Annotated in this window: 19 protein-coding genes and 2 pseudogenes; 16 read left to right on the top strand and 5 right to left on the bottom strand. The window is 61.1% G+C overall.

Annotated features, from left to right (window positions below; genetic code table 11):
- Window positions 1-176: 176 nt before the first annotated feature.
- Complete coding sequence (locus I8746_RS02690) at window positions 177-1,547, top strand: HD domain-containing phosphohydrolase (protein ID WP_221100124.1); 1,371 nt, start codon at window positions 177-179, stop codon at window positions 1,545-1,547.
- Between the two features lie 120 nt (window positions 1,548-1,667).
- Window positions 1,668-2,333: an SOS response-associated peptidase gene (locus I8746_RS02695; protein ID WP_221100125.1), complete on the top strand. Its 666-nt coding sequence runs from the start codon at window positions 1,668-1,670 to the stop codon at window positions 2,331-2,333.
- A 270-nt stretch (window positions 2,334-2,603) separates the two neighbouring features.
- On the opposite strand, the gene I8746_RS02700 is transcribed toward I8746_RS02695, so the two are convergent.
- Together I8746_RS02700 and I8746_RS02705 are read right to left on the bottom strand one after the other, a co-directional pair.
- Complete coding sequence (locus I8746_RS02700; RefSeq protein ID WP_004576696.1) at window positions 2,604-2,861, bottom strand: hypothetical protein; 258 nt, start codon at window positions 2,859-2,861, stop codon at window positions 2,604-2,606.
- Between the two features lie 86 nt (window positions 2,862-2,947).
- Window positions 2,948-3,277, bottom strand: a complete 330-nt coding sequence (locus I8746_RS02705; RefSeq protein WP_012052509.1) for a hypothetical protein — start codon at window positions 3,275-3,277, stop codon at window positions 2,948-2,950.
- A 561-nt stretch (window positions 3,278-3,838) separates the two neighbouring features.
- Between I8746_RS02705 and I8746_RS02710 the strand changes: the two genes are divergently transcribed.
- From I8746_RS02710 to I8746_RS02725, 4 genes and pseudogenes are all read left to right on the top strand, one after another.
- Window positions 3,839-4,123 carry a type II toxin-antitoxin system Phd/YefM family antitoxin gene (locus tag I8746_RS02710; RefSeq protein WP_221100126.1) on the top strand — a complete coding sequence of 95 codons (285 nt, stop codon included), beginning with the start codon at window positions 3,839-3,841 and terminating at the stop codon, window positions 4,121-4,123.
- Window positions 4,089-4,397: a Txe/YoeB family addiction module toxin gene (locus I8746_RS02715; RefSeq protein WP_221100127.1), complete on the top strand. Its 309-nt coding sequence runs from the start codon at window positions 4,089-4,091 to the stop codon at window positions 4,395-4,397. The genes I8746_RS02710 and I8746_RS02715 overlap by 35 nt, the downstream gene beginning before the upstream one ends.
- A gap of 857 nt (window positions 4,398-5,254) precedes the next feature.
- Window positions 5,255-5,728: an OsmC family protein gene (locus I8746_RS02720; RefSeq protein WP_003248145.1), complete on the top strand. Its 474-nt coding sequence runs from the start codon at window positions 5,255-5,257 to the stop codon at window positions 5,726-5,728.
- Window positions 5,729-5,898: 170 nt separating this feature from the next.
- Window positions 5,899-6,084 (top strand): annotated as a pseudogene (locus I8746_RS02725) (ABC transporter substrate-binding protein); the annotation flags it as partial.
- Window positions 6,085-6,254: 170 nt separating this feature from the next.
- On the opposite strand, the gene I8746_RS02730 reads toward I8746_RS02725, so the two are convergent.
- Entirely contained in the window at window positions 6,255-6,797 is a 543-nt protein-coding gene (locus I8746_RS02730; RefSeq protein WP_221100128.1) for an AAA family ATPase, read from the bottom strand.
- 271 nt (window positions 6,798-7,068) lie between these two features.
- Here I8746_RS02730 and I8746_RS27060 point away from each other — a divergent pair.
- From I8746_RS27060 to I8746_RS02740, 3 genes and pseudogenes are all read left to right on the top strand, one after another.
- Window positions 7,069-7,424 (top strand): annotated as a pseudogene (locus I8746_RS27060) (site-specific integrase); the annotation flags it as partial.
- A gap of 20 nt (window positions 7,425-7,444) precedes the next feature.
- Window positions 7,445-9,031 (top strand): ABC-F family ATPase, encoded by a 1,587-nt coding sequence (locus I8746_RS02735; protein WP_221100129.1) that lies wholly within the window; start codon window positions 7,445-7,447, stop codon window positions 9,029-9,031.
- A gap of 174 nt (window positions 9,032-9,205) precedes the next feature.
- Window positions 9,206-10,399, top strand: a complete 1,194-nt coding sequence (locus tag I8746_RS02740) for an MFS transporter (protein ID WP_088512223.1) — start codon at window positions 9,206-9,208, stop codon at window positions 10,397-10,399.
- Here I8746_RS02740 and I8746_RS02745 read toward each other — a convergent pair.
- Window positions 10,361-11,407 (bottom strand): dienelactone hydrolase, encoded by a 1,047-nt coding sequence (locus tag I8746_RS02745; protein WP_221100130.1) that lies wholly within the window; start codon window positions 11,405-11,407, stop codon window positions 10,361-10,363. The two genes, I8746_RS02740 and I8746_RS02745, sit on opposite strands and share 39 nt — an antisense overlap.
- 201 nt (window positions 11,408-11,608) lie before the next feature.
- Between I8746_RS02745 and yghU the strand changes: the two genes are divergently transcribed.
- The 6 genes from yghU to I8746_RS02775 all read left to right on the top strand — a co-directional run bounded on the left by yghU (window position 11,609) and on the right by I8746_RS02775 (window position 18,970).
- Window positions 11,609-12,451 carry a glutathione-dependent disulfide-bond oxidoreductase gene (yghU, locus tag I8746_RS02750; protein WP_014756459.1) on the top strand — a complete coding sequence of 281 codons (843 nt, stop codon included), beginning with the start codon at window positions 11,609-11,611 and terminating at the stop codon, window positions 12,449-12,451.
- 585 nt (window positions 12,452-13,036) lie between these two features.
- Window positions 13,037-14,740, top strand: coding sequence for an amidase (locus tag I8746_RS02755; RefSeq protein WP_088512225.1), 1,704 nt, complete (start codon window positions 13,037-13,039; stop codon window positions 14,738-14,740).
- A gap of 82 nt (window positions 14,741-14,822) precedes the next feature.
- The gene (locus I8746_RS02760; RefSeq protein WP_041168597.1) at window positions 14,823-15,497 is read left to right on the top strand and encodes a transcriptional regulator; all 675 of its coding nucleotides are present in this window, start codon (window positions 14,823-14,825) and stop codon (window positions 15,495-15,497) included.
- The gene (locus I8746_RS02765; protein WP_003248127.1) at window positions 15,494-16,411 is read left to right on the top strand and encodes a pyridoxal-phosphate dependent enzyme; all 918 of its coding nucleotides are present in this window, start codon (window positions 15,494-15,496) and stop codon (window positions 16,409-16,411) included. The genes I8746_RS02760 and I8746_RS02765 overlap by 4 nt, the downstream gene beginning before the upstream one ends.
- 184 nt (window positions 16,412-16,595) lie before the next feature.
- Complete coding sequence (locus I8746_RS02770; protein WP_221100131.1) at window positions 16,596-17,693, top strand: carboxynorspermidine decarboxylase; 1,098 nt, start codon at window positions 16,596-16,598, stop codon at window positions 17,691-17,693.
- A gap of 32 nt (window positions 17,694-17,725) precedes the next feature.
- Complete coding sequence (locus I8746_RS02775) at window positions 17,726-18,970, top strand: saccharopine dehydrogenase family protein (RefSeq protein WP_003248123.1); 1,245 nt, start codon at window positions 17,726-17,728, stop codon at window positions 18,968-18,970.
- 146 nt (window positions 18,971-19,116) lie between these two features.
- Here I8746_RS02775 and I8746_RS02780 read toward each other — a convergent pair whose 3' ends face one another.
- Window positions 19,117-20,163 carry a class I SAM-dependent methyltransferase gene (locus tag I8746_RS02780; RefSeq protein ID WP_003248119.1) on the bottom strand — a complete coding sequence of 349 codons (1,047 nt, stop codon included), beginning with the start codon at window positions 20,161-20,163 and terminating at the stop codon, window positions 19,117-19,119.
- 244 nt (window positions 20,164-20,407) lie between these two features.
- Between I8746_RS02780 and I8746_RS02785 the strand changes: the two genes are divergently transcribed.
- Window positions 20,408-21,736 carry a UDP-glucose/GDP-mannose dehydrogenase family protein gene (locus tag I8746_RS02785; RefSeq protein ID WP_221100132.1) on the top strand — a complete coding sequence of 443 codons (1,329 nt, stop codon included), beginning with the start codon at window positions 20,408-20,410 and terminating at the stop codon, window positions 21,734-21,736.
- The last annotated feature ends 3 nt before the right edge of the window (window positions 21,737-21,739 follow it).

The following is a 21,739-nucleotide window of genomic DNA, read 5'->3' on the forward strand; positions in this document are numbered from 1 at the left end:
GGCTGACGGACATACAGAAGGGTGGTGCCATGCCGTCAGGTTAGATGCCTTCCAGACAATTTGCCTGCCACCCGCCACACCTTGCCCGGCACCTGTCACGGAAAAATGAACTAGCCTTTGACCTAAGCGCTCGTTGAGCTCGAGTGCCTCCATCGATCGACCACGTGAGGCCTGCCATGGACGTGCAACCGCCCCTGAATTCACCCTATCGGCCGACCGTGTTGCTGGTAGACGACGAGGAGTCGATCCTTAACAGTCTGCGTCGGCTATTGCGTGGGCAACCCTATGACGTGAAGCTGGCGACCAGCGGTGAACAGGCACTGGCGCAGATGGCCGAGGGCCCGGTTGATCTGGTGATGAGCGATGCGCGCATGCCCGGGATGGACGGCGCCACCTTGTTGGCACAGATCAATCAGCATCACCCATCGACCGTCAGGATCTTGCTGACCGGCTATGCCGACCCAAGCGCAATCATCAAGGCCGTCAATGACGGTCAAATCCACCGTTACATCAGCAAGCCCTGGAACGACGACGAATTGCTGATGACCTTGCGCCAGGCCCTGGACCACCAGCATTCCGAACGCGAGCGCCAACGCCTGGAGCTGCTGGCACGTCGGCAGAACGCCCAGTTGAGACTGCTCAATAACGACTTGGAGAAACGCGTTGCAGCCCGTACCGCGGAGCTGCAGCAGACCGCTGACATGCTCGATCTGGCCTACGAAGAACTGAAACACAGCTATGTGACCGGGACCGAGGTGTTCTCGATGTTGGCTAATCTGCGGCTGCCTCCAGCCAAGCAGACCAATCGACAGATCATCGAACTGGTGCGTTGCTACTGTCGGGTCCACGCCTTGGACGAGGCGATAAGCCGCGATCTGGCCATGGCTGCGGCGCTGTACAACATAGGCAAACTGAGTTGGCCGGATAGCATGATCGTTGCCCCTTCGGACCAGCTGATGCACGGCGACCGCGACCGCTATCGCGACTACCCACGCCAGAGTGAAGCGCTGCTTATGACCCTTGAGCCCATGAAAGATGCCGCGCGCCTGATCCTGCATCATCAGGAGCACTGGGACGGCAGCGGTTTCCCCGACCGGCTCAAGGGTGAAGCTATCCCGTTCGGCGCTCGCTTGCTCAAGCTGGCCGTGGACTTCGTTGAGCTGCAACGGGGTTTGATTCTTGAACGGCAGATGAACAGCGATGAGGCCTTGCTCTACCTGCGCAAGTACGCCGGCCGGTTGTATGACCCGGCGCTCCTTGAGGATTTCGTCCAGGTTTGCGCCTCGTTCCACAGCGATATGACCCTGGTGGACCCTGAAGTCCAGGTGTGTACCACCCGTGACCTGGCGCCGGGAATGGTGCTTGCGCGCAACCTGAACGCCGACAACGGCATGTTGCTGCTTAACGCCGGCAAGGTTTTGAGCGCCGCGCTGGTGGAAAAGCTGGTGGCCTTTGAATCGATGGAAGGTGGTAAGTACTGCATTTTTGTAAGGGTCCCTTCGAACGACCCTATAACGCCTGGAAGATCAGACTTGGCGCCGTGTTGAAGGAGGTGGGGCGCTCATTCAGCCCGGCACCATCAGAACTGCGCGTACAGCACCACGTCGGCGTCATCCACACCGGCAATACACCCAAGCGCTATGCTTGCTCTGGCAGGAGGGTTGCGCATGTGTGGAAGGTTGAGTCAGTACCGAGGCATACACGACTTTGTCGAAACCCTGAGCCTGCCAGAGGCCTGGCGGAACAACGTCGGCGACCAGCCACTTGGCCGGTACAACGTCGCGCCGACCACGCCGGTGGCAGTGCTGCGAGTGGATGAAGCAGGCCCGCGGGCGGACCTGGTGAGATGGGGCTGGCGGCCGCATTGGGCGACCGACCGTGCCGCACCGATCAACGCCAGGGTCGAAAAGGTGGCACACGGCCCTTTCTTCCGGGCGATCTGGCCGCACCGAGGCATAACGCCGATCGACGGCTGGTATGAATGGGTCGATGAAGGCGGACCGAAGAAACAGCCGTACTACATCCGACGCCGGGACGGGCGCCCTTCCCTTTGCGCCAGCATCGGCCAGTTCGCTGGCAGCGAGCATGATGGGTTCGTCATCATTACGGCCGATGCTCAGGGCGGAATGGTGGATGTGCACGACCGCAGGCCAGTGGTTTTGGCCCCAGACCTTGCGCGTGAGTGGATGCAAACCGCGATGCCCGGGGAACAGGCCGAGCAGATGGCGCTCAACCTGGGTGAGCCAGCCGAGGCCTTCGAGTGGTATCGAGTGAGCAAAGCCATTGGCAATGTGCGCAACCAAGGCGCCGAGCTGATAGAGCCGCTTCAGTGAAGCGGTAGTAGACCATGCCGGCCCAAGTACCGGTAGCGCAACATCATCGACCACTGATGTGCAGGGTTTCGACTCGGGGACCGCGTCGACTTGGAACCCGCACAGCACGACGATTGGTAACACCACCGTCCACAATGGCACTTGCGCAAGCGGTTACTGTTGAAATGGCTCGACTCGACGAACAGGGAATACCGTTATCAACAGCTGCACAGATTCGCAGGTGGTCGACCTGCCCGTGGTTGCGGTGGGTCCGATCAGACCTCGGCGAACTCACCTGGCAGCACAAGCTCCGCTTTTTTGACTTTCCACGTACTGTTCAGCCATAACCTTCCCTTCGAGAATGGCTTCTGTCGAAGAGGAGAATGGTCGACTCACACGCAGGGTTCGCGCCGTTGCGCCCGGCTTCCCTACCTCGACCAACATCCCCGTGGGAAATTCGACGCTCGACTCCCACAGCACGTAAATCGATGCCTGGTAACCAAGGTAGGCATGCACGTAAAGGTCATGACTGGTGGACTGAAGGCTCATCACTTTCTCCAACTGGGCGCCTCAATGCGCTTTTGATGGAGATACGACTCAAGCGATCTGACGAGCGTTCCGTTTTCCCTGCATCGTTATCCGTGAAGACGCGAGCCTCTGCGCGGGAGTGGTTCAGGCCCTGGTGCTTTGGGCGCAGGAAACGCCTTGGCGACCCAGTCGTGAGCACGCTCGAGCGCCCAGGTCATCGCCGCAGACAGTTTCTGTCCACGGCAGTCAGGGTGTACCTCTTCGAGCAAGAGCACGCCTTTTTTCCCGTAGATACCCAAGAAAAGTTGAGTGACGTTTTCAAGTGAGAGTCGGGCTTGGATGTTGATTAAAGTGCCGCAGGGAAGGCGCTCATCGTAGTTGCGGGAATGCAACGCAGAATTGGCCCATTCCCAATAGATTTTGCCGCGATTACGCATGGAACGGACCTTGAACTCATATTCTTGACTGGAGAGACAGAATACACAGCTGTTCCAATGAATCCACTGCTGAAGGTGTGTGTTACATTTTTTTACATCTGCTTTTTTTCATTTAACAGCGGTAAGCGCATCACCAGCCCATCATTCGACTGGAGCATGATCCGGGGAAGATGAAGGTTCGCCGCCAGACTGTTGAGCATCCTTCCGGAACGCTCAAATACGGGATGGGAAGTACCCACCAATGGCAAAGGCCCATGACTAGGACTGCCTCAGCTGAAGGCCGTACGGCATATCAAGCCCTAACCCGATAATCGGTTTACTGACTTGTACAATGTTAGGTACAATGCCTGCGGTTGCCAGCGACGGCTGGATCCATCTGGACACCTGTGGCCTGTGGCTACTGGAATGACGATTCTGATTCTGATCCAGATGAGAGAGCACGGTGAGTCAATACGGAGCCGCTGTGCGGGCCGACAGGCTTCACTTTCTTAGAACTTTGGGCGTCACCTGTGGCGGTCCAAAGAGCAACCCTTACCCGGGCAGAGCCTGGAGGATGGACAAATGCACGTACTGACTTTTAGCCAGGCTCGCGCCGAACTGAAGCAGACAATGGATGATGTTTGCCGGGACCATGAGCCCGCCGTAATCACGCGACAGCGTGGCGAACCCGTAGTGATGATGTCTCTGGAGGACTACAACGGGATGAACGAGACCATTCACCTGTTGGGATCGTCCAAAAACGCTTCGCGCTTGCGCTCATCCATCGTTCAGCTCCGGGACGGCCACGCCTTGACGAAGGAACTGGACCTCAATGAGCAAGAACCAGAAGCAGCGGAACAAGAATGAAGCCCGCGACAAGGTAAGCGTGAAGTTCACCAAGGAGGGCTGGGAGGATTACTGTCACTGGCAGAGTACCGATCTCACCATCCTTGGCAACGTCAACCGCCTAATTGACGTGTGCCTACGCACCCCCTTCACCGGTATTGGCAAGCCTGAGCCGCTGAAAGGCGATTTATCTGGCTTGTGGTCCCGCCGCATCACCCGTGAGCACCGCCTGGTCTACTTCTTCGAGGCCGGTATGCTCACCGTTCTGCAATGCCGCTACCACTACGACGACTAAAGCACTGTACTGCGCTGTGCGCGAGCCGCCTCCGCCCCTGTCAAAGGGGCGGTCGGTAAACGAATTGACGCGCGCGGTCCTTTTGTAACGGTGTGACTTTACGACATGATCGGAAAGTCAGGCCTCTACAGGGTGCTGTCGCCCATGTGTAGTAGGCCGTGTCTCGCACTACACATTTACGGACACACAGATACAAGTGGGCGCACATCCGGGCAAAGCCGGGGACGACCGCACCGCAGCGCAGGTCCTTCTGATCTGAGGGCAAATCCGTACTCTTTCTGATGTAACCCCTGTCCCCTTCCCCCTCTATTCAGTGCCGCGATATGGCGGCCAAGGGGTCAGCTGCGTGCTCGTTTCACGATGCGGGCAGCCATGAGCGCGGCGCCCGGTATCCAGAGCCCAGGATTTGAAGTGCCTAATCCAACGGCAAGAAGCGCAATTCCGACAGCAAACATAAGCGTTATCCCTCGCTAGAAAAATCCATTCCAACAATCGCCCACTAAAGCACAGGCCGGTCACAAGAACGGCCAAGGAATCGTCATGCCCGAAACAATTGAGTTGGACCTCGACACGATCGAGGCGGCGGCGAAGGCGCCGTTGAGCTGAAGCACCACTGTGCGTGTTGAGTCCCCAAGCCTGAGACAGGGCTTTGATACCCTCAAGCCCAGGACACGACAGAGAGCACGAGGAAGCCAGCAATCAGGACTGTTCGCAGTTCGGATCATTGCATGTGCTCGGATTGCTCATGCGTCGCTGCAAACAATAGATGCTGGTGGAAAGCCCTCAATCGAGAGCAAGATAACCGCACCCAAGCGATGGGCAAGGTTTTCCGGCCGTCTTTCGACACAGGAGTGACCATGAAAGAACACCATTACGCTGTCACCGTAAATTGGATAGGTAACACGGGTGAAGGGACTGCCAGTTATACGGCGTACCAGAGAGACTTCAACGTGGAGGCTCCAGGCAAGGCACCTATCCTTGGCTCTGCCGACCCCGCCTTTCGCGGGAACCCTGAACGCTGGAACCCTGAAGACATGTTGCTGGCCTCGATCTCGGCCTGCCACAAGCTTTGGTATCTTCATCTGTGCGCAGTCAACAACGTGAACGTCCTGGAATATGTCGACTACCCGGTGGGCCGGATGCTTGAAGGGGATGGCCAGCGCAAGGGCCATTTCAAAGACGCTGAGTTAAGGCCTCAGGTCATTATCAGCAGCCAGTCAGATCTGGATCTTGCAAGACGCCTGCATGACGATGCTCACCACGAATGTTTTATTGCCAACTCAGTCAACTTCCCTATCAGATGCAGTGCTGTTATCAAGCATCAGGACTAGCTGTTCTGAATACAACTGCTTCCTTTGTTTAACAATGGCTTCTAAGCGACGCTATCAATAGAAAGGGCGAGGTACGCTTTCACGAGAGGTCGCTCCTTTGATGGGTGAACCCCCTCAGGCCGCCCCAAACAGGCTCGCCCGTGGTGAGCAGCTTGCGCAAAGTGCAGCAAAACAGCACCTCTGTCGCTTACTCCGACAGCGCAAGCGGTGTATACCTCTCTAAAATCCTGGTCCCTCGCATGCAGCTCGGCAAACAGTTCGAGGCAAAGGCTCACATGATACCTGCCGAGCCTGTCGGCGAGGTGATCGCTCGCGGCCAAGCACAGATCGGCTTCCAACAGCTAAGTGAGCTTAAACGCCGACAGGTCACTGCCGCGTATCTAGCCCTGCGTCAGCAACACCTCGTCTCGCGCGGCCTCATTGCGATGCTCTGAAACCTCGGCCAGCACATCGATCTCAGGCTGGCTGCAAGTTTCGGTACAGCCGTGCTGCCTGCGGGGTGATTGGCGAGAAGCTCATCTGGCATCTAATGACCTTGCACAACCTGATCAGGCTGCGTGCCCATACTCGCGAGAAAAACATCGGTATCCCGATTGGTCCGCAGGCAGACCACGCGACAGCCCGGCGGGGCCGTCGCCACGAATCGCTTCATCGCCTCCCGAGACGAGGCTTTCGTCCGCCACATGAACCTGAAAAACTCCGGCAGGTTGGCCAGCAACTCCGGGCAGTTGTCCGGCAAATCAGGCCGGGATCGACCGCGGTTCAACATCGTTCTGAGGAGCACGCGCCAGAATCGAAGCGGAGCCGAGCGATCAATCCATATCACCATGTCAGCGCGGGCCAGCCGGTTGTTCCATGTGGTGGAATGCCCGCCTTCGAAGATCCAGCGCTCACGGGCCTCGATCTCATGACAAAGACGCGTCTTCTCGTCCCGGCTACGCTCGACCCACCCTGGCTGCCAATGAATCGTGTCGATGTGCACGACCGGCAAGCCTGTGCGCTCGCCAAGCTTGCGCGCCAGGGTACTTTTCCCAGACCCTGGCTGACCAATGATCATCACCCGCTGCATTCAAGCTCCCTCTTGCCATGCCTGCTGAATTTGGGCGCGCGATTTTACGGCAATGGGCGACGTGGTCAACTGCAAGTGCGCTCATGCTCTGGGCGTCCGTTGCAAGTCGGCAGCTGATCACGCCTCAAGTGGTGTAACTCATCGTGGCTCTGGCCACTGAGTTCGCCGTTTGGTTGAGCACGGCCGGCAGCTTGGTTGGAGGATAAGCGCTGACCGCCTCGAACGCCTCCAATTGCATGTAGCGTCTTTGCAGGCACCACTCGTCGTTCTGCACGCGAATCGCCGCAGAGATGAAAAGGGAGCTGTGACCGAAACACCGTTCCCGCCCCCGCCGTCGAGGAATGCGGAGTGCGTGAAGCAGATCTCCGAGCCCCACAAACGGTGGGTGCCTGTGTTGATTGAATTGGGGATCAAGCGTCGCCCCCATACAACTGCCGTCACACCTATGCGACAATACGCTTAATGTCCGGCCTCAACCCCGCATTTATCGCCCAACAGCTGGGTCACAGCATTCAGATGCTGCTGTCGACGTATGCCCGTTGGCTTAATTCAAGCTCCAACTGGAGCGAGCTGGAAAAACTCAAGATTGGTATCAAATCGGTATCAGCTGAAAGCCCAGCGTCGTAAGTTACTGATAGGTAAGCCCTTTGATCTCCACCGCTAACATCACCATGCAGTTCGGCTCCAAGCCGCTGTTCGAAAACGTTTCCGTCAAATTCAACAACGGCAACCGCTACGGCCTGATCGGCGCCAACGGTTGCGGCAAGTCGACCTTCATGAAAATCCTCGGCGGTGACCTGGAGCCGTCCGCAGGCCAGGTCATGCTCGAGCCGAATACCCGCCTGGGCAAGCTGCGCCAGGACCAGTTCGCCTACGAGGAATTCACCGTGATCGACACAGTGATCATGGGCCACGGCCAGCTGTGGAAAGTCAAAGCCGAGCGTGACCGTATCTACTCGCTGCCGGAAATGACCGAAGAAGACGGCATGGCCGTCGCCGAGCTGGAAACCGAGTTCGCCGAAATGGACGGCTACACCGCCGAGTCCCGCGCCGGTGAACTGCTGCTGGGCCTGGGTATTCCGCTGGACCAGCACTTCGGCCCGATGAGCGAAGTGGCACCGGGCTGGAAGCTGCGTGTCCTCCTGGCCCAGGCGCTGTTCTCGGACCCGGACGTGCTGCTGCTCGACGAACCGACCAACCACCTGGACATCAACACCATCCGCTGGCTGGAAACGATCCTCACGGCGCGTAACAGCACCATGATCATCATTTCCCACGACCGGCACTTCCTCAACAGCGTCTGCACCCACATGGCTGACCTGGATTACGGTGAGCTGCGCCTGTTCCCGGGCAACTATGACGAGTACATGACCGCAGCCACCCAGTCGCGTGAGCAGCTGCTGTCGGACAACGCCAAGAAGAAAGCCCAGATCGCCGAGCTGCAGACCTTCGTCAGCCGCTTCTCGGCCAACGCCTCCAAAGCCAAGCAGGCCACTTCACGTGCCAAGCAGATCGACAAGATCCAGCTGGCCGAGGTCAAGCCGTCCAGCCGCGTCAGCCCGTTCATTCGCTTCGAACAGACGAAAAATCTGCACCGCCAGGCCGTGGTCGTCGAAAAAATGGCCAAAGCCTTCGACGACAAGGTGCTGTTCAAGAACTTCGACATCACCGTCGAAGCGGGCGAGCGCGTTGCGATCATCGGCCCCAACGGTATTGGCAAGACCACCCTGCTGCGCACCCTGGTCGGCGAGATGACCCCGGATGCGGGCTCGGTAAAGTGGACCGACAGCGCCGAAGTGGGCTACTACGCCCAGGACCACGCCCACGACTTCGAAGACGACATGAGCCTGTTCGACTGGATGGGCCAGTGGACCTCTGGTGAGCAGGTTATCCGCGGCACCCTGGGGCGCATGCTGTTCTCCAACGACGAAATCCTCAAGTCGGTGAAGGTGATTTCCGGTGGTGAACAAGGTCGCATGCTGTTCGGCAAGCTGATCCTGCAGAAACCGAACGTGCTGGTGATGGACGAGCCGACCAACCACCTGGACATGGAATCGATCGAAGCGCTGAACCTGGCGCTGGAAAACTACCCGGGTACTCTGCTGTTCGTCAGCCACGACCGCGAGTTCGTGTCGTCGCTGGCCACGCGCATCATCGAGCTGTCGCCCGATGGTGTGGTGGACTTCAGCGGTACTTACGATGACTACCTGCGTAGCCAGGGTGTGCTGGTCTGATTGAAGGCCAAGGCCTGGCCACCTTGTGTGGCTGGGCCGCTTCGCGGGCTTGCCGGCGTAGCCCCCTCCCACCGACTGACACTACCCGACGAATAATTCGTTAGCCTGCTTTCTTTTCCTTCGCGCAACGGCCATGATGGGTCCACGCCCAACCGCCCGCCCGCGAAAGAGCCCATGACCGCGCAACAACCTGCCCCCGCCAGTCACACGCTGCACATCACCCTGCAGATCCTGTCGATCGTTTTCTATACCTTCATTGCCTTCCTCTGCATCGGCCTGCCGATTGCGGTGCTGCCCAGCTATGTGCACGACCAGCTCGGATTTGGCGCAGTGATCGCCGGTGTAACCATTGGCCTGCAGTACCTGGCCACGCTGCTGAGCCGCCCGTTTGCAGGCAGGGTGGCGGACACTTTGGGAGGGAAACAGGCCATCCGCTTTGGCCTGCTGGGGATTGCCGGTTGCGGGGTGTTGACGTTGCTGTCAGCCTGGACCCTCCCCTTACCGCTGCTGAGCCTGGCACTGCTGCTCGGTGGACGTTTGCTGCTGGGCATCGCTCAAGGGCTGATCGGCGTGGCTACTTTGAGCTGGGGCATCAGCCAGGTCGGCCCCGAACACACTGCCAGGGTGATCTCGTGGAACGGCATCGCCTCCTATGGCGCGATCGCCATCGGTGCGCCGATCGGCGTGCTGGCCGTGGACGGGCTGAACTTCAGCGTGCTGGGGCCGGCTTTGTTGGTGCTGGCAACCCTTGCCCTGCTGGTGCTTCGCAAGCGCCCCGACGTGGTCGTGGTGCGCGGCGAGCGCCTGCCCTTCTGGTCGGCGTTCGGCCGGGTTGCCCCGTGTGGCCTGGGTTTGACCCTGGCCTCGATCGGCTACGGCACCTTGACCACCTTCGTCACCCTGTATTACCTCGAGCGCGGCTGGGCCGGTGCGGCCTGGTGCCTGAGTGCGTTTGGTGTGTGCTTCATCATCTCGCGGCTGCTGTTCGTCAACGCGGTCAACCGCTTTGGTGGCTACAACGTGGCGGTCGCCTGCATGGCCACCGAAGTGCTGGGCTTGGGCCTTCTGTGGCTGGCGCCGTCACCGCCCTGGGCGCTGGTTGGTGCCGGGCTGACCGGTTTCGGGCTGTCGCTGGTGTACCCGGCATTGGGCGTGGAGGCGATCAAGCAAGTCCCCAGCAGCAGCCGCGGCGCAGGGCTGGGTGCCTATGCTGTGTTCTTCGACATGGCCTTGGCCATTGCCGGCCCGGTGATGGGCGCCGTGGCGGTACACCTGGGGTATGCCTCGATCTTCTGCGTGGCGGCCCTGCTCGCCTTGGCCGGGGTTGGCCTAACGTTGTGGCTGGCGCGGCGCGCCCGCCGTAGCTGAACGCTCAGCCGGCGCTGGCGCGCCCAGCGCCTGGCTGAAGAACGCTGCCGTTTCTCGCTGCAGCGAATGATGGATATGCCGGCGGTCGACGCCGTCGGCGTCCTTGCACAGCGCCGGCATTCGCGCGTACTGCTCGGCATCGCAGTGGGCCATGAACACGAAATGCCCGGCACCGGCCAACAGGCGGTAGTCCGGTGTGACCGGCAGTTTGCGGGCCAGGGCCTCGGCATTTCGGTCTACGGCCACAAGCTGATCGCTGTCGCCACTGTAGATCAGTGCGGGAACCTGCACCCCGGCCAGCGCATGGCGCCCGAACAACAGGCTCAGCGGCGCCATCAACATGACCGCCCCCACTCGCGGGTCGGTCTCGGGCGCCAGTTCGCTACGGTCGGCAATCAGGATGCCGTGGGTCTTGCAGGCGTCTGTGTCATGCGGGCGCTCCAGGCAGTACTGACGCAGACGGTCCAGGTCGGGGCGTGCGCCAGACAGGATCAACGCGGTTTCTCCGCCGGCCGAGTAGCCAATCACGCCCACCTTGCCTTCATTCAGATAAGGCCCGACCACTGCATCATCACGTGCTGCGGTGATCGACGCGCTGACTTGCAGCGGCCGCCCATAAAGATTGCTCAGGGTGCCAAGGCGACTGTGGTCGCGCACGTTGTCCCCCGGGTGCACCACCGCCACCACCACGAACCCTTGCCGCGCCAGCGACGTGGCCAGGTAATGCAAAGCCAATGGGCTGCCCGTATTGCCGTGAGACAGCACCAGCAACGGGAATCGCCCCATGGCGACGGGCGCCTCTTCGGCCACGTCGACGGGATACCCGTCTATACGGCTGATACGGGTTTTGCCAACGGCCGGGTAGAACGCCAGCGCTTGCATCGGGCGGCTATCGACCGGGTCGGTCAAGGTCATAAGGTGCAGGCCGGCAACCCACGGCGCGGCCTCGGCGCGGGCCAACAGGCCGCCGAGCAGGACCAGCGCCAACACGCAGCGTGCAAGGGTCATCGGCCAGCGGTTCCTTGCAGGACGAAGGGATAACCCAGCATAAAACCGGACGGCGTTGTGCCGGATGAAAACTGGATGAAACCGCCGTCATGCAAGCTGCGCCTGCACCCTGTGCATTTGCGCATTGCGTCGAACCCATGGCATAGATGCAGGTCAACGTTTTCACGTGACCGTTTTCGCGCCTTTGAAGGAGATTCATGCATGAGCAAGCCTGCCTACGTGCCACCCAAAGTCTGGCGCAACGACGCAGCCTCCGGCGGCCAGTTCGCCAGCATCAACCGCCCGGTCGCCGGCCCGACTCACGACAAGGACCTGCCGCTGGGCAAACACCCGCTGCAGCTGTATTCCCTGGCTACGCCCAACGGCGTCAAGGTCACCATTGCCCTTGAAGAGCTGCTTGCCCTGGGCCACGCCGGTGCCGAATACGATGCCTGGCTGATCCGCATCGGCGAGGGTGATCAGTTTTCCAGTGGCTTCGTCCAGGTCAACCCCAACTCGAAGATTCCCGCCCTGCTCGACCGCAGCGTGGAGCCGCCGGTGCGGGTGTTCGAATCAGGTTCGATCCTGCTGTACCTGGCAGAAAAGTTTGGAGCATTGCTGCCAAAATCGCCGGCTGCGCGCACCGAATGCCTGAACTGGTTGTTCTGGCAGATGGGTGCGGCGCCTTACCTGGGCGGTGGTTTTGGCCACTTCTACGTGTATGCACCGGAAAAGTTCGAGTACGCCATCAACCGCTTCACCATGGAGGCCAAGCGTCAGCTGGACGTACTTGATCGTCGCTTGGCCGAAAGCCGTTATCTGGGCGGCGAGGCATACAGTATTGCTGATATTGCCGTGTGGCCGTGGTATGGCCAGTTGGTACGCGGCAACCTGTATGACGCGGCGCAGTTCCTGGCGGTTGACGAGTACCCGAACGTACAGCGCTGGGCCGAGGACATCGCCCAGCGCCCTGCTGTGCAGCGCGGTACACGCGTGAACCGTACCTGGGGAGAAGAACACAGCCAGGTGCCGGAGCGCCATAGCGCCGCCGACCTGGCAGGTTGACGCAAACCGTGTGGAGCAACTGTCTTGCTCAATTTCCATAAGCTGGCGCGATCCGTGTGGGAGCGGCCTTGTGTCGCGAAAGGGCCGCGAAGCGGCCCCAGCATTATTTGCATCGACGCTGAAATCCCGGGGCTGCTATGCAGCCCTTTCGCGACACAAGGCCGCTCCCACAGGGACTGCGCCAGGCTTTAGATGTGGACGACGAGTTTCAGGGCTTCCAGCGCCGGTTCGACCTTGATGCCCAGCACTGCCCCCAGGTCCATTACCCGCGCCAGGTCCTGCTGCCCTACCATGACCATCTGCAGTTCATACCTGTGGGAAACAACGGCGACCCTGGGGTTGTGGGTGGGTTTGCGGTGATGATGTTTCTCGATATCGCGCAGGGCTGAGGCTGAGCACCAGCCTGTGGGCGGCCCTTTGGTGACTGAAAGGCCGCCCCCCAATGGGCCGGGTAATACCTGCGAATGCCCCCGACAATGCCCCCCTGCATAAAACCATTTGCCCCTGCGCAAACCTGCGTCCGCCAAGCCCTTCTTGTACACTCCTCGCATTAGCCCCCACCTGCACATTTTTTTTGGTGAACGCATGATCGAGGTAACCGAGGTTTCCATTGCCGAGCTGCGCGACGCGCTCGAGTCGGGCCGCACGACAGCGGTCGAGCTGGTCAAGGCCTACCTGGCGCGCATCGACGCCTACGATGGCGCCGACACGGCCACAGCCCTTAACGCCGTAGTGGTACGCAACCCGGAGGCGCTCAAAGAGGCCGAGGCCTCCGATGCCCGTCGTGCCAAGGGCCAGGTGCTTAGCCCGCTGGACGGCATCCCCTACACCGCCAAGGACAGCTACCTGGTCAAAGGCTTGACTGCTGCCTCCGGCAGCCCTGCCTTCAAGGACCTGGTCGCCCAGCGCGATGCCTTCACCATCGAGCGCCTGCGCGCCGCCGGTGCCGTGTGCCTGGGCAAGACCAACATGCCGCCCATGGCTAACGGTGGCATGCAGCGCGGCGTCTATGGCCGCGCCGAAAGCCCGTACAACGCCAACTACCTGACCGCGCCCTTCGCCTCGGGCTCGTCCAACGGTGCCGGTACCGCCACCGCCGCCAGCTTCAGCGCCTTTGGCCTGGCCGAAGAAACCTGGTCCAGCGGCCGTGGCCCGGCGTCCAACAACGGCCTGTGCGCCTATACCCCGTCGCGCGGGGTGATTTCGGTGCGTGGCAACTGGCCGCTGACGCCGACCATGGACGTGGTGGTGCCCTACGCCCGCACCATGGCCGACCTGCTGGAAATCCTCGACGTGGTGGTCGCCGATGACGCCGACAAGCGCGGCGACCTGTGGCGCCTGCAGCCGTGGGTGCCAATCCCCGCTGCCTCGACGGTACGTCCGGCTTCGTACCTTGAACTGGCGGTAGATGCCAGCGCGCTCAAGGGCAAGCGCTTTGGCGTACCACGCATGTATATAAATGCCGATCCCGAAGCGGGCACCGCCGAGAAGCCAGGCATCGGCGGGCCGACCGGCCAACGCATCAACACCCGCGCCACGGTGATCGACCTGTGGCAACAAGCACGCCAGGCCCTGGAAGCGGCGGGTGCCGAGGTACTGGAAGTGGACTTCCCGCTGGTGTCCAACTGCGAAGGCGACCGCCCAGGCGCGCCGACCGTGTACAACCGTGGCATCGTCAGCAAGGCATTCCTGCATGACGAACTGTGGGAACTGTCGGGCTGGGCCTTTGACGACTTCCTGCGCGCCAACGATGACCCCAAGCTTAACCGCCTGGCCGACGTCGACGGGCTGAAGATCTTCCCCCACGACCCGGGCACCCTGCCCAACCGTGAAGATGACCTGGCTGCCGGCATGGACGAGTACGTCAACATGGCCAAACGTGGCCTGAAGACCTGGGACCAGATCGAGACCCTGCCCGACGGCCTGCGCGGGCTGGAGCAGACCCGCAAGCTGGACCTGGAAGACTGGATGGACAAGCTGGGCCTGGACGCGGTGCTGTTCCCCACCGTAGCCGACGTTGGCCCGGCCGATGCCGATATCAACCCGGTATCGGCGGACATCGCCTGGAGCAACGGTGTCTGGGTAGCCAACGGCAACCTGGCAATCCGTCACCTGGGCGTGCCGACCGTGACCGTGCCGATGGGCGTGATGGCCGATATCGGTATGCCGGTGGGGCTGACCTTTGCCGGGAAGGCCTATAGCGACAACGCGCTGCTGAGCTTTGCTGCCGCGTTCGAGGCCACCGGCTCGCGCCGGATGGTTCCGCCGCGCACGCCGGCGCTCGGTTGAGTCTTACAGGGCCCGCAAAAGCAGATCGCGAATTTCAACCATATGTGTAAAAATGCACAAACAGTTGATTTTGCGGTCTGCCATGCCTATCCCCCCCAGCGAAGAACGCCAACTCACCCTCACCGTGCTCAAGGCCGCGATCCAGGCCCTGGGCAGCGTTGCCGCGCGCAACATGGAAATACTCCTGCACGACCTTGACCACCCCGAACACTCGGTGGTGGCGATCGTCAACGGTCATCTTTCCGGCCGCAGCGTGGGCAGCCCGATCCTCGCCGCACCGGAGCAGGACCAGGGTTTCAAGGCACTGATGCAGGCCTCGGCCGACCAGCACGGCTGTGAGCCGGTGGTGCTGCCCGATTACCCCACTACGCTCAAAGGCCGCACGCTACGGAGTGCCACGGCAATCTTCCGTGACAGCAGCGGCCACCCCTTCGCCAGCCTGTGCGTCAACACCGACGTCACCGGCCTGGATGCTGCCATGAGCTTTCTCCAGCAGTTGCAGCCGCTGGGGGCCATACCGGCGGTCAACGAACCGGCCGACATGGAGCTGCTGATGAGCGAGATCATCCAGGCTGCCCTGCAGCGCAGCGGCCAGGGGCGGATGAACAAACAGGCCAAGGTCGAGGCCGTGCGCGTCATGCAGGAGCGCGGCCTGTTCATCGTCAAGGGCGGCGTCGAGAAGGCTGCCAGCGCTCTCGGCGTGACGCGCTACACCATTTACAACTACCTCGAGCAACTACGCGGAGCCAGCCAATGACCTTGCACATTCATACCCCCCTGATCGAGTCGCGCCCGCTGTCGTTGGCGGCCGGTCGTAATATCTGGCTCAAGCTCGACGCCCTGCAACCCTGCGGTTCGTTCAAACTGCGCGGTGTAGGCTACGCCTGCGAGGTACACCACGCGCGTGGCGCCCGGCACTTTGTGTCCTCGTCAGGTGGCAATGCCGGTTTGGCAGTCGCCTACGCCGGACGCAAGCTGGGGGTGCCGGTGACCGTGGTGGTACCCGAAACCACCACCGAACGGGCCAAGCAGTTGCTGCACCTGGAAGACGCCAAGGTGGTGGTGCACGGCAGTTCCTGGCAAGAGGCCAACGCCCTGGCACAGACACTGGTAGGCCCGAACGATGCCTTCATCCACCCATTCGACGACCCACTGCTGTGGGCCGGGCATGCCAGCCTGGTGGATGAAGTGGCCGAAGCCGGCCTGAAGCCGGACGCGGTGGTGTTGTCAGTCGGCGGGGGCGGCTTGCTCAGTGGCGTGGTAGAGGGGCTCAAGCGCAATGGCTGGGGCGATGTGCCGGTGCTGGCAGTAGAAACCGAGGGCGCGGCGTCGCTGCATGCGGCCATGCAGGCCGGGCATTCGGTGGAGCTGGAGCGCATCGCCTCGGTGGCCACGTCGCTGGGGGCCAAGCGTGTGGCTGATCAGGCGCTGACGTGCGTGCAGCAGCATCCGGTGCACAGCCATCTGGTCAGCGATCGCGCAGCGCTGGAGGCCTGTGAGCGGTTCTTGCTGGACCACCGTGTGCTGGTCGAGCCCGCGTGCGGGGCGGCGTTGGCAGTGGCCTATGATGCCAAGGCACTGGGCGCCTTGCGCAATGTACTGGTGGTGGTCTGTGGCGGCGCTACCGCAACACTGGAGCAGATCCAGGCCTGGCTGCAGCAGGCAGACTGAAGCTGCCATCTGTCGGGGGTGATTACGACAGTCACATGCACCTGATCTACTAGGCTCGCCGCAACCGAAAAGCCCACGCAATGGCGTCAACCCTGACGAAATGCGTATCCCGCCCTTTCGGTCTGCGGCAAGTGAAGGCACAATGCGTGTCCTTTTTTTGGCCGGCCTGGCCGGGGGCCTTTAAATGATCAAGACGCCGTATTACCTCATCGATAAAACCAAGCTGCTCAGCAACATGGAGAAGATCGCCTACGTGCGCGAACACTCCGGTGCCAAGGCGCTGCTCGCCCTCAAATGCTTCGCCACCTGGTCGGTGTTCGACCTGATGCAGCAGTACATGGACGGTACCACCTCGTCCTCCCTGTTCGAGCTCAAGCTCGGCCGCCAGAAGTTCGCCGGCGAAACCCATGCCTATAGCGTGGCCTGGGCCGACGACGAGGTCGAGGAGATGCTTGAGAACTGCGACAAGATCATCTTCAACTCGATCGGCCAGCTGCAACGCTTTGCCGAACAGTCCGAAGGCAAGGTGCGTGGTCTGCGCGTCAACCCGCAGGTCAGCAGCTCCGACTACCTGCTGGCCGACCCGGCCCGCCCGTTCAGCCGCCTGGGCGAATGGGACCCGGCCAAGATCGAGCAGGTGATCGAACACATCTCCGGCTTCATGTTCCACAACAACTGCGAGAACGGTGACTTCGGCCTGTTCGACAAGATGCTCACGCACATCGAAGAGCGATTCGGCCACCTCCTGCACAAGGTCGAGTGGGTCAGCCTTGGTGGTGGCATTCACTTCACCGGTGAAGACTATGCAGTAGGCGCCTTCTGCGCGCGCCTGAAGGCGTTTTCGGAAAAATACGGCGTGCAGGTTTACCTGGAGCCGGGCGAAGCCGCCATCACCAACAGCGCCTCGCTGGAAGTGACCGTGCTCGATACCCTGTACAACGGCAAGCACCTGGCCGTGGTCGACAGCTCGATCGAAGCGCACCTGCTCGACCTGCTGATCTACCGCCTCAACGCCAAGATGGCCCCCAATGACGGCGAGCATACCTACATGGTCTGCGGCAAGTCATGCCTGGCCGGTGACATCTTCGGCGAGTACCAATTCGACCGTCCGCTGGCCATTGGCGATCGCCTGTCGTTCATCGACACGGCGGGTTACACCATGGTCAAGAAAAACTGGTTCAACGGGCTGAAGATGCCTTCCATCGTGGTCAAGCAGCTCGACGGCAGCGTCGAAGTCGTCCGCGAGTTCGGTTTCGAAGACTACGTTTCCAGCCTGTCGTAAGACCGGCTTTCAAGTAAGGAGCAAAGGGTAAATTGAAGAAGAACGTTCTTATCATTGGTGCAGGAGGTGTCGCCAAGGTGGTGGCCCACAAGTGCGCGCAGCATAACGACGAACTGGGTCGTATCGCCATCGCGTCACGGAACATCTCCAAATGCCAGGCCATCATCGACAGCGTCAAGGCCAAAGGTAGCCTCAAGGTACCCGCCGACATCCAGGCCTTCTCGCTCAATGCCCTCGATGTCGAGGCAACCAAGGCGCTGATCCGCGAAACCGAATCGCAGATCGTGATCAATGTGGGTTCCGCCTTCCTCAACATGTCGGTGCTGCGTGCTTGCATCGATACGGGTGTCGCCTATCTGGACACCGCCATCCACGAAGAGCCGGGCAAGATCTGCGAGACCCCACCGTGGTACGGCAACTACGAGTGGAAACACCTCGAAGAGTGCCAGGCAAAGAACATTACCGCCATTCTCGGCGTCGGTTTCGACCCGGGTGTGGTGAACAGCTACGCCAAGCTGGCGCAGCAACAGTATTTCGACAGCATTGATTCGATCGATATTCTCGACGTCAATGCCGGTTCACATGGCAAGTACTTTGCCACCAACTTCGACCCGGAAATCAACTTCCGCGAGTTCACCGGACAAGTGTGGAGCTGGCAGAACAGCCAGTGGACCAGCAACACCATGTTCGAGGTCAAGCGTACCGACGACCTGCCAGTGGTAGGCTCGCAAAACCTGTACCTGACCGGCCACGATGAAGTTCACTCGATTTCGAAGAACCTCAACGTCCCGAACGTGCGCTTCTGGATGAGCTTCGGCGAGCACTACATCAATGTGTTCACGGTTTTGAAAAACCTGGGCCTGCTCAGCGAGCAACCGGTGAAAACCGCCGAAGGCCTGGAAGTGGTACCGCTGAAAGTGGTCAAGGCTGTACTGCCAGACCCGGCCTCGCTGGCCCCTGGCTACACCGGCAAAACCTGCATCGGCGACCTGGTCAAAGGCACCAAGGATGGCCAGCCGCGCGAAGTGTTCATCTACAACGTGGCCGACCACGAAGAAGCCTACGCCGAGACCGACAGCCAGGGCATTTCCTACACCGCCGGCGTACCGCCAGTGGCTGCCGCCCTGCTGGTAGCCCGTGGCGAGTGGGATGCCAAGCGCATGGTCAACGTCGAGGAGCTGCCAGCCGAGCCGTTCCTCAAGGCGCTGGACGTGATGGGCCTGCCGACCCGTGTCAAAGATGAAAAAGGCGATCGTCCTTGGGACGCTGAAGCCTAAGCAACAAACAGAAGGGGCGCCACATGGCGCCCCTTCTGCTTTCCAGGCCCAGCCACTTCGCGGGCAGCCCAGGCGCTCCACAGGCCTGAAACAAGCACGTAACCTGTGTGGGCGAGCCCGCGAAGAGGCCGGTGCAGGATCACGCTCTACTTGCGGGCCTCCAGAATCAGGTTGAACGGCGTCTGCGTCGCCCGCCGGAACCTGCTGAACCCTGCCTCCTCGAAGACCGCCCGCAATCGCGCCTCCCCGGCCTGCGCACCCAACCCCAGCCCCACTTCCTGCGACAACGAATTGGGCGTGCAGATAAACGTCGACGCCGCATAGAACAAGCGCCCGACCGGTGTCAGGTTACCCTCCAGCGAGTCCTCGGCATAAGGCTCCACCAGCATGACCGTGCCATCCGCTTTCAAAGCATGGTAGGCATGCCTGGCTGCCCCGACCGGGTCACCCATGTCGTGCAGGCAATCGAAGAAGCACACCAGGTCATGGTCATGCCCCGGGTACTCCTTGGCGCTGGCCTGCTGGAAGCTCACCCGCGACTCCAACCCCGCTTCACGCGCACGCGCGTTGGCGGTGACGATCGAAGGCTGATGATAGTCGTACCCCACGAAGGTCGACGCCGGAAACGCCTGCGCCATCACCAGCGTCGAGGCACCATGACCGCACCCCACATCCGCCACCTTGGCGCCCGCCTGCAGCTTGGCCACCACACCCTCCAGTGCCGGCAGCCAATCCGCTACCAGGAAGGTGCGATACCCCGGCCGGAAAAACCGCTCGGTACCGCTGAACATGCACGGGTGGTGATCGCCCCAGGCCAACCCGCCATCGCCGCGCATGGCGGCTACCAGCTTGTCCTTGTCATGGAACAGCGCCGCCACCACTGACGCGCCGCCGGCCATGTAGGCCGGAGAATCCTCCAGCGCCAGGGCCATGGCCTGTTCTTCAGGCAGCACAAAACGGCCCTTGTCATGGACCATGTAGCCCGATGCCGCCTGGGCATTCAACCATTCTCGCACCAGCCGCGGGTGACAGCCGGTCTTTTCCGCCAGTTGCTCTGGGGTGACCGCCTGGCTGTCGGCCATGGCCCGGTACAGCCCCAGTTCATCGCCGAGAATGACATTGGCCAGCGTCGCCGCTGCGCCCATGTCGCCCACCAGCTTGCCCATGAAATCGTGAAGCCTTGCCTCGTCCATGACCTGCCCTCCTCTGCAAGAAGGCCATCGCCAACGAGGGACATCCGCTCCGGGAAGGCGGTGGTCGGTTCAAGGGTTTTCGTTCGCGGTACAACGCGCTAACGCGAGCTGTCATTAAGTTTAGATGCTCTGCCTGGGCGACGTGGAATAACGGCCATATGGTCCACGCGCACATCCTTCAGGTCACAATTCCTAAACAACGATGTGACATTTTTTTTCAGCTTTCCTATCAAGGAGCTGTCAAATGAAGGTCACGGTTTTCGGAACCGGTTATGTCGGCCTGACCCAGGCGGTGTGCCTGGCCCAGGTGGGCCATTCGGTGTTGTGCATGGATGTCGATGCCGATCGGGTGGCCAGCCTGAGTGAGGGCCATTGCCCGATCTTCGAGCCCGGCCTTGCGCCGCTGCTGGAGAAGAACCTCGCCTGCGGTCGGCTGCGCTTCACCACGGATGCCGCAGTGGCTGCCAACCATGCCCGGTTGCAGTTCATTGCCGTCGGTACTCCGCCGCAAGCCGATGGCAGTGCCGACCTGAAGCACGTTTTCGCCGTGGTCGACAGCATCCTCGAGCATGCTGACGGGCCCAAAGTAATCGTCAACAAGTCCACCGTGCCGGTGGGTACCGTACACCGCATCAAGGCACGCATCGCCCAGGCCGTGGCCGATACCAGTCGCTTCCAGGTGATCAGCAACCCGGAGTTTCTCAAGGAAGGGTCTGCGGTGGATGACTGCATGCGCCCCCAGCGCATCATCATCGGCGGCGCAGAAGCGGCCGAAGTGGAGTTGCTACGCGAGCTTTACCTGCCGTTCAACCGCAACCGCGAAAAGTTCATGGTCATGGACGCGCGCAGTGCCGAGCTGACCAAGTACGCAGCCAATTGCATGCTGGCCACCAAGATTTCCTTCATCAACGAAATCGCCAACCTGGCCGAGTACCTGGGGGCCGACATCGAAATGGTGCGCCGTGGCATCGGCTCGGACCCGCGCATCGGTTATGACTTCATCTACGCCGGCTGCGGATTTGGCGGCTCGTGCTTCCCCAAAGACTTGCAAGCCCTGCGCCACAGTGCCGAGGCAGAAGGCTTCGAGACGCAGTTGCTGCGCGCAGTAGAGTCGGTCAACGAGCAGCAGAAGGGCCGGCTGTTCAGCAAGATCCAGCGCCACTACCCTGGCGGCCTGCGGGGCAAGGTGTTTGCCCTGTGGGGGTTGTCGTTCAAGCCCAATACCGATGATATCCGCGAAGCCTCCAGCCGGGTCCTGCTGGAAGCACTGTGGGCCGCGGGCGCGCGGGTGCAGGCCCACGACCCTCAGGCCATGGAAGAAATCCGGCGCCACTACGGCCCGCGTGCCGACTTGCAACTGGTGCCCTGCAAGGACGATGCGTTGCGGGGCGCCGATGCCCTGGTGATCGTCACCGAATGGCAGGACTACCGTGTGCTCAACCTGGACGAGGTGCCGCAGCAGCTGGCCGACCGGGTGGTGTTCGATGGCCGCAACCTGTACGAACCCGAGCACATGGCCTCGGCAGGGCTGACTTACTACGGCATCGGACGTGGCAAGATTGCGCCAGCTTGACTG

It is taken from the genome of Pseudomonas sp. USTB-Z, assembly GCF_019691255.1.
In the GTDB taxonomy this organism is placed as follows: Bacteria; Pseudomonadota; Gammaproteobacteria; order Pseudomonadales; family Pseudomonadaceae; genus Aquipseudomonas; species Aquipseudomonas alloputida.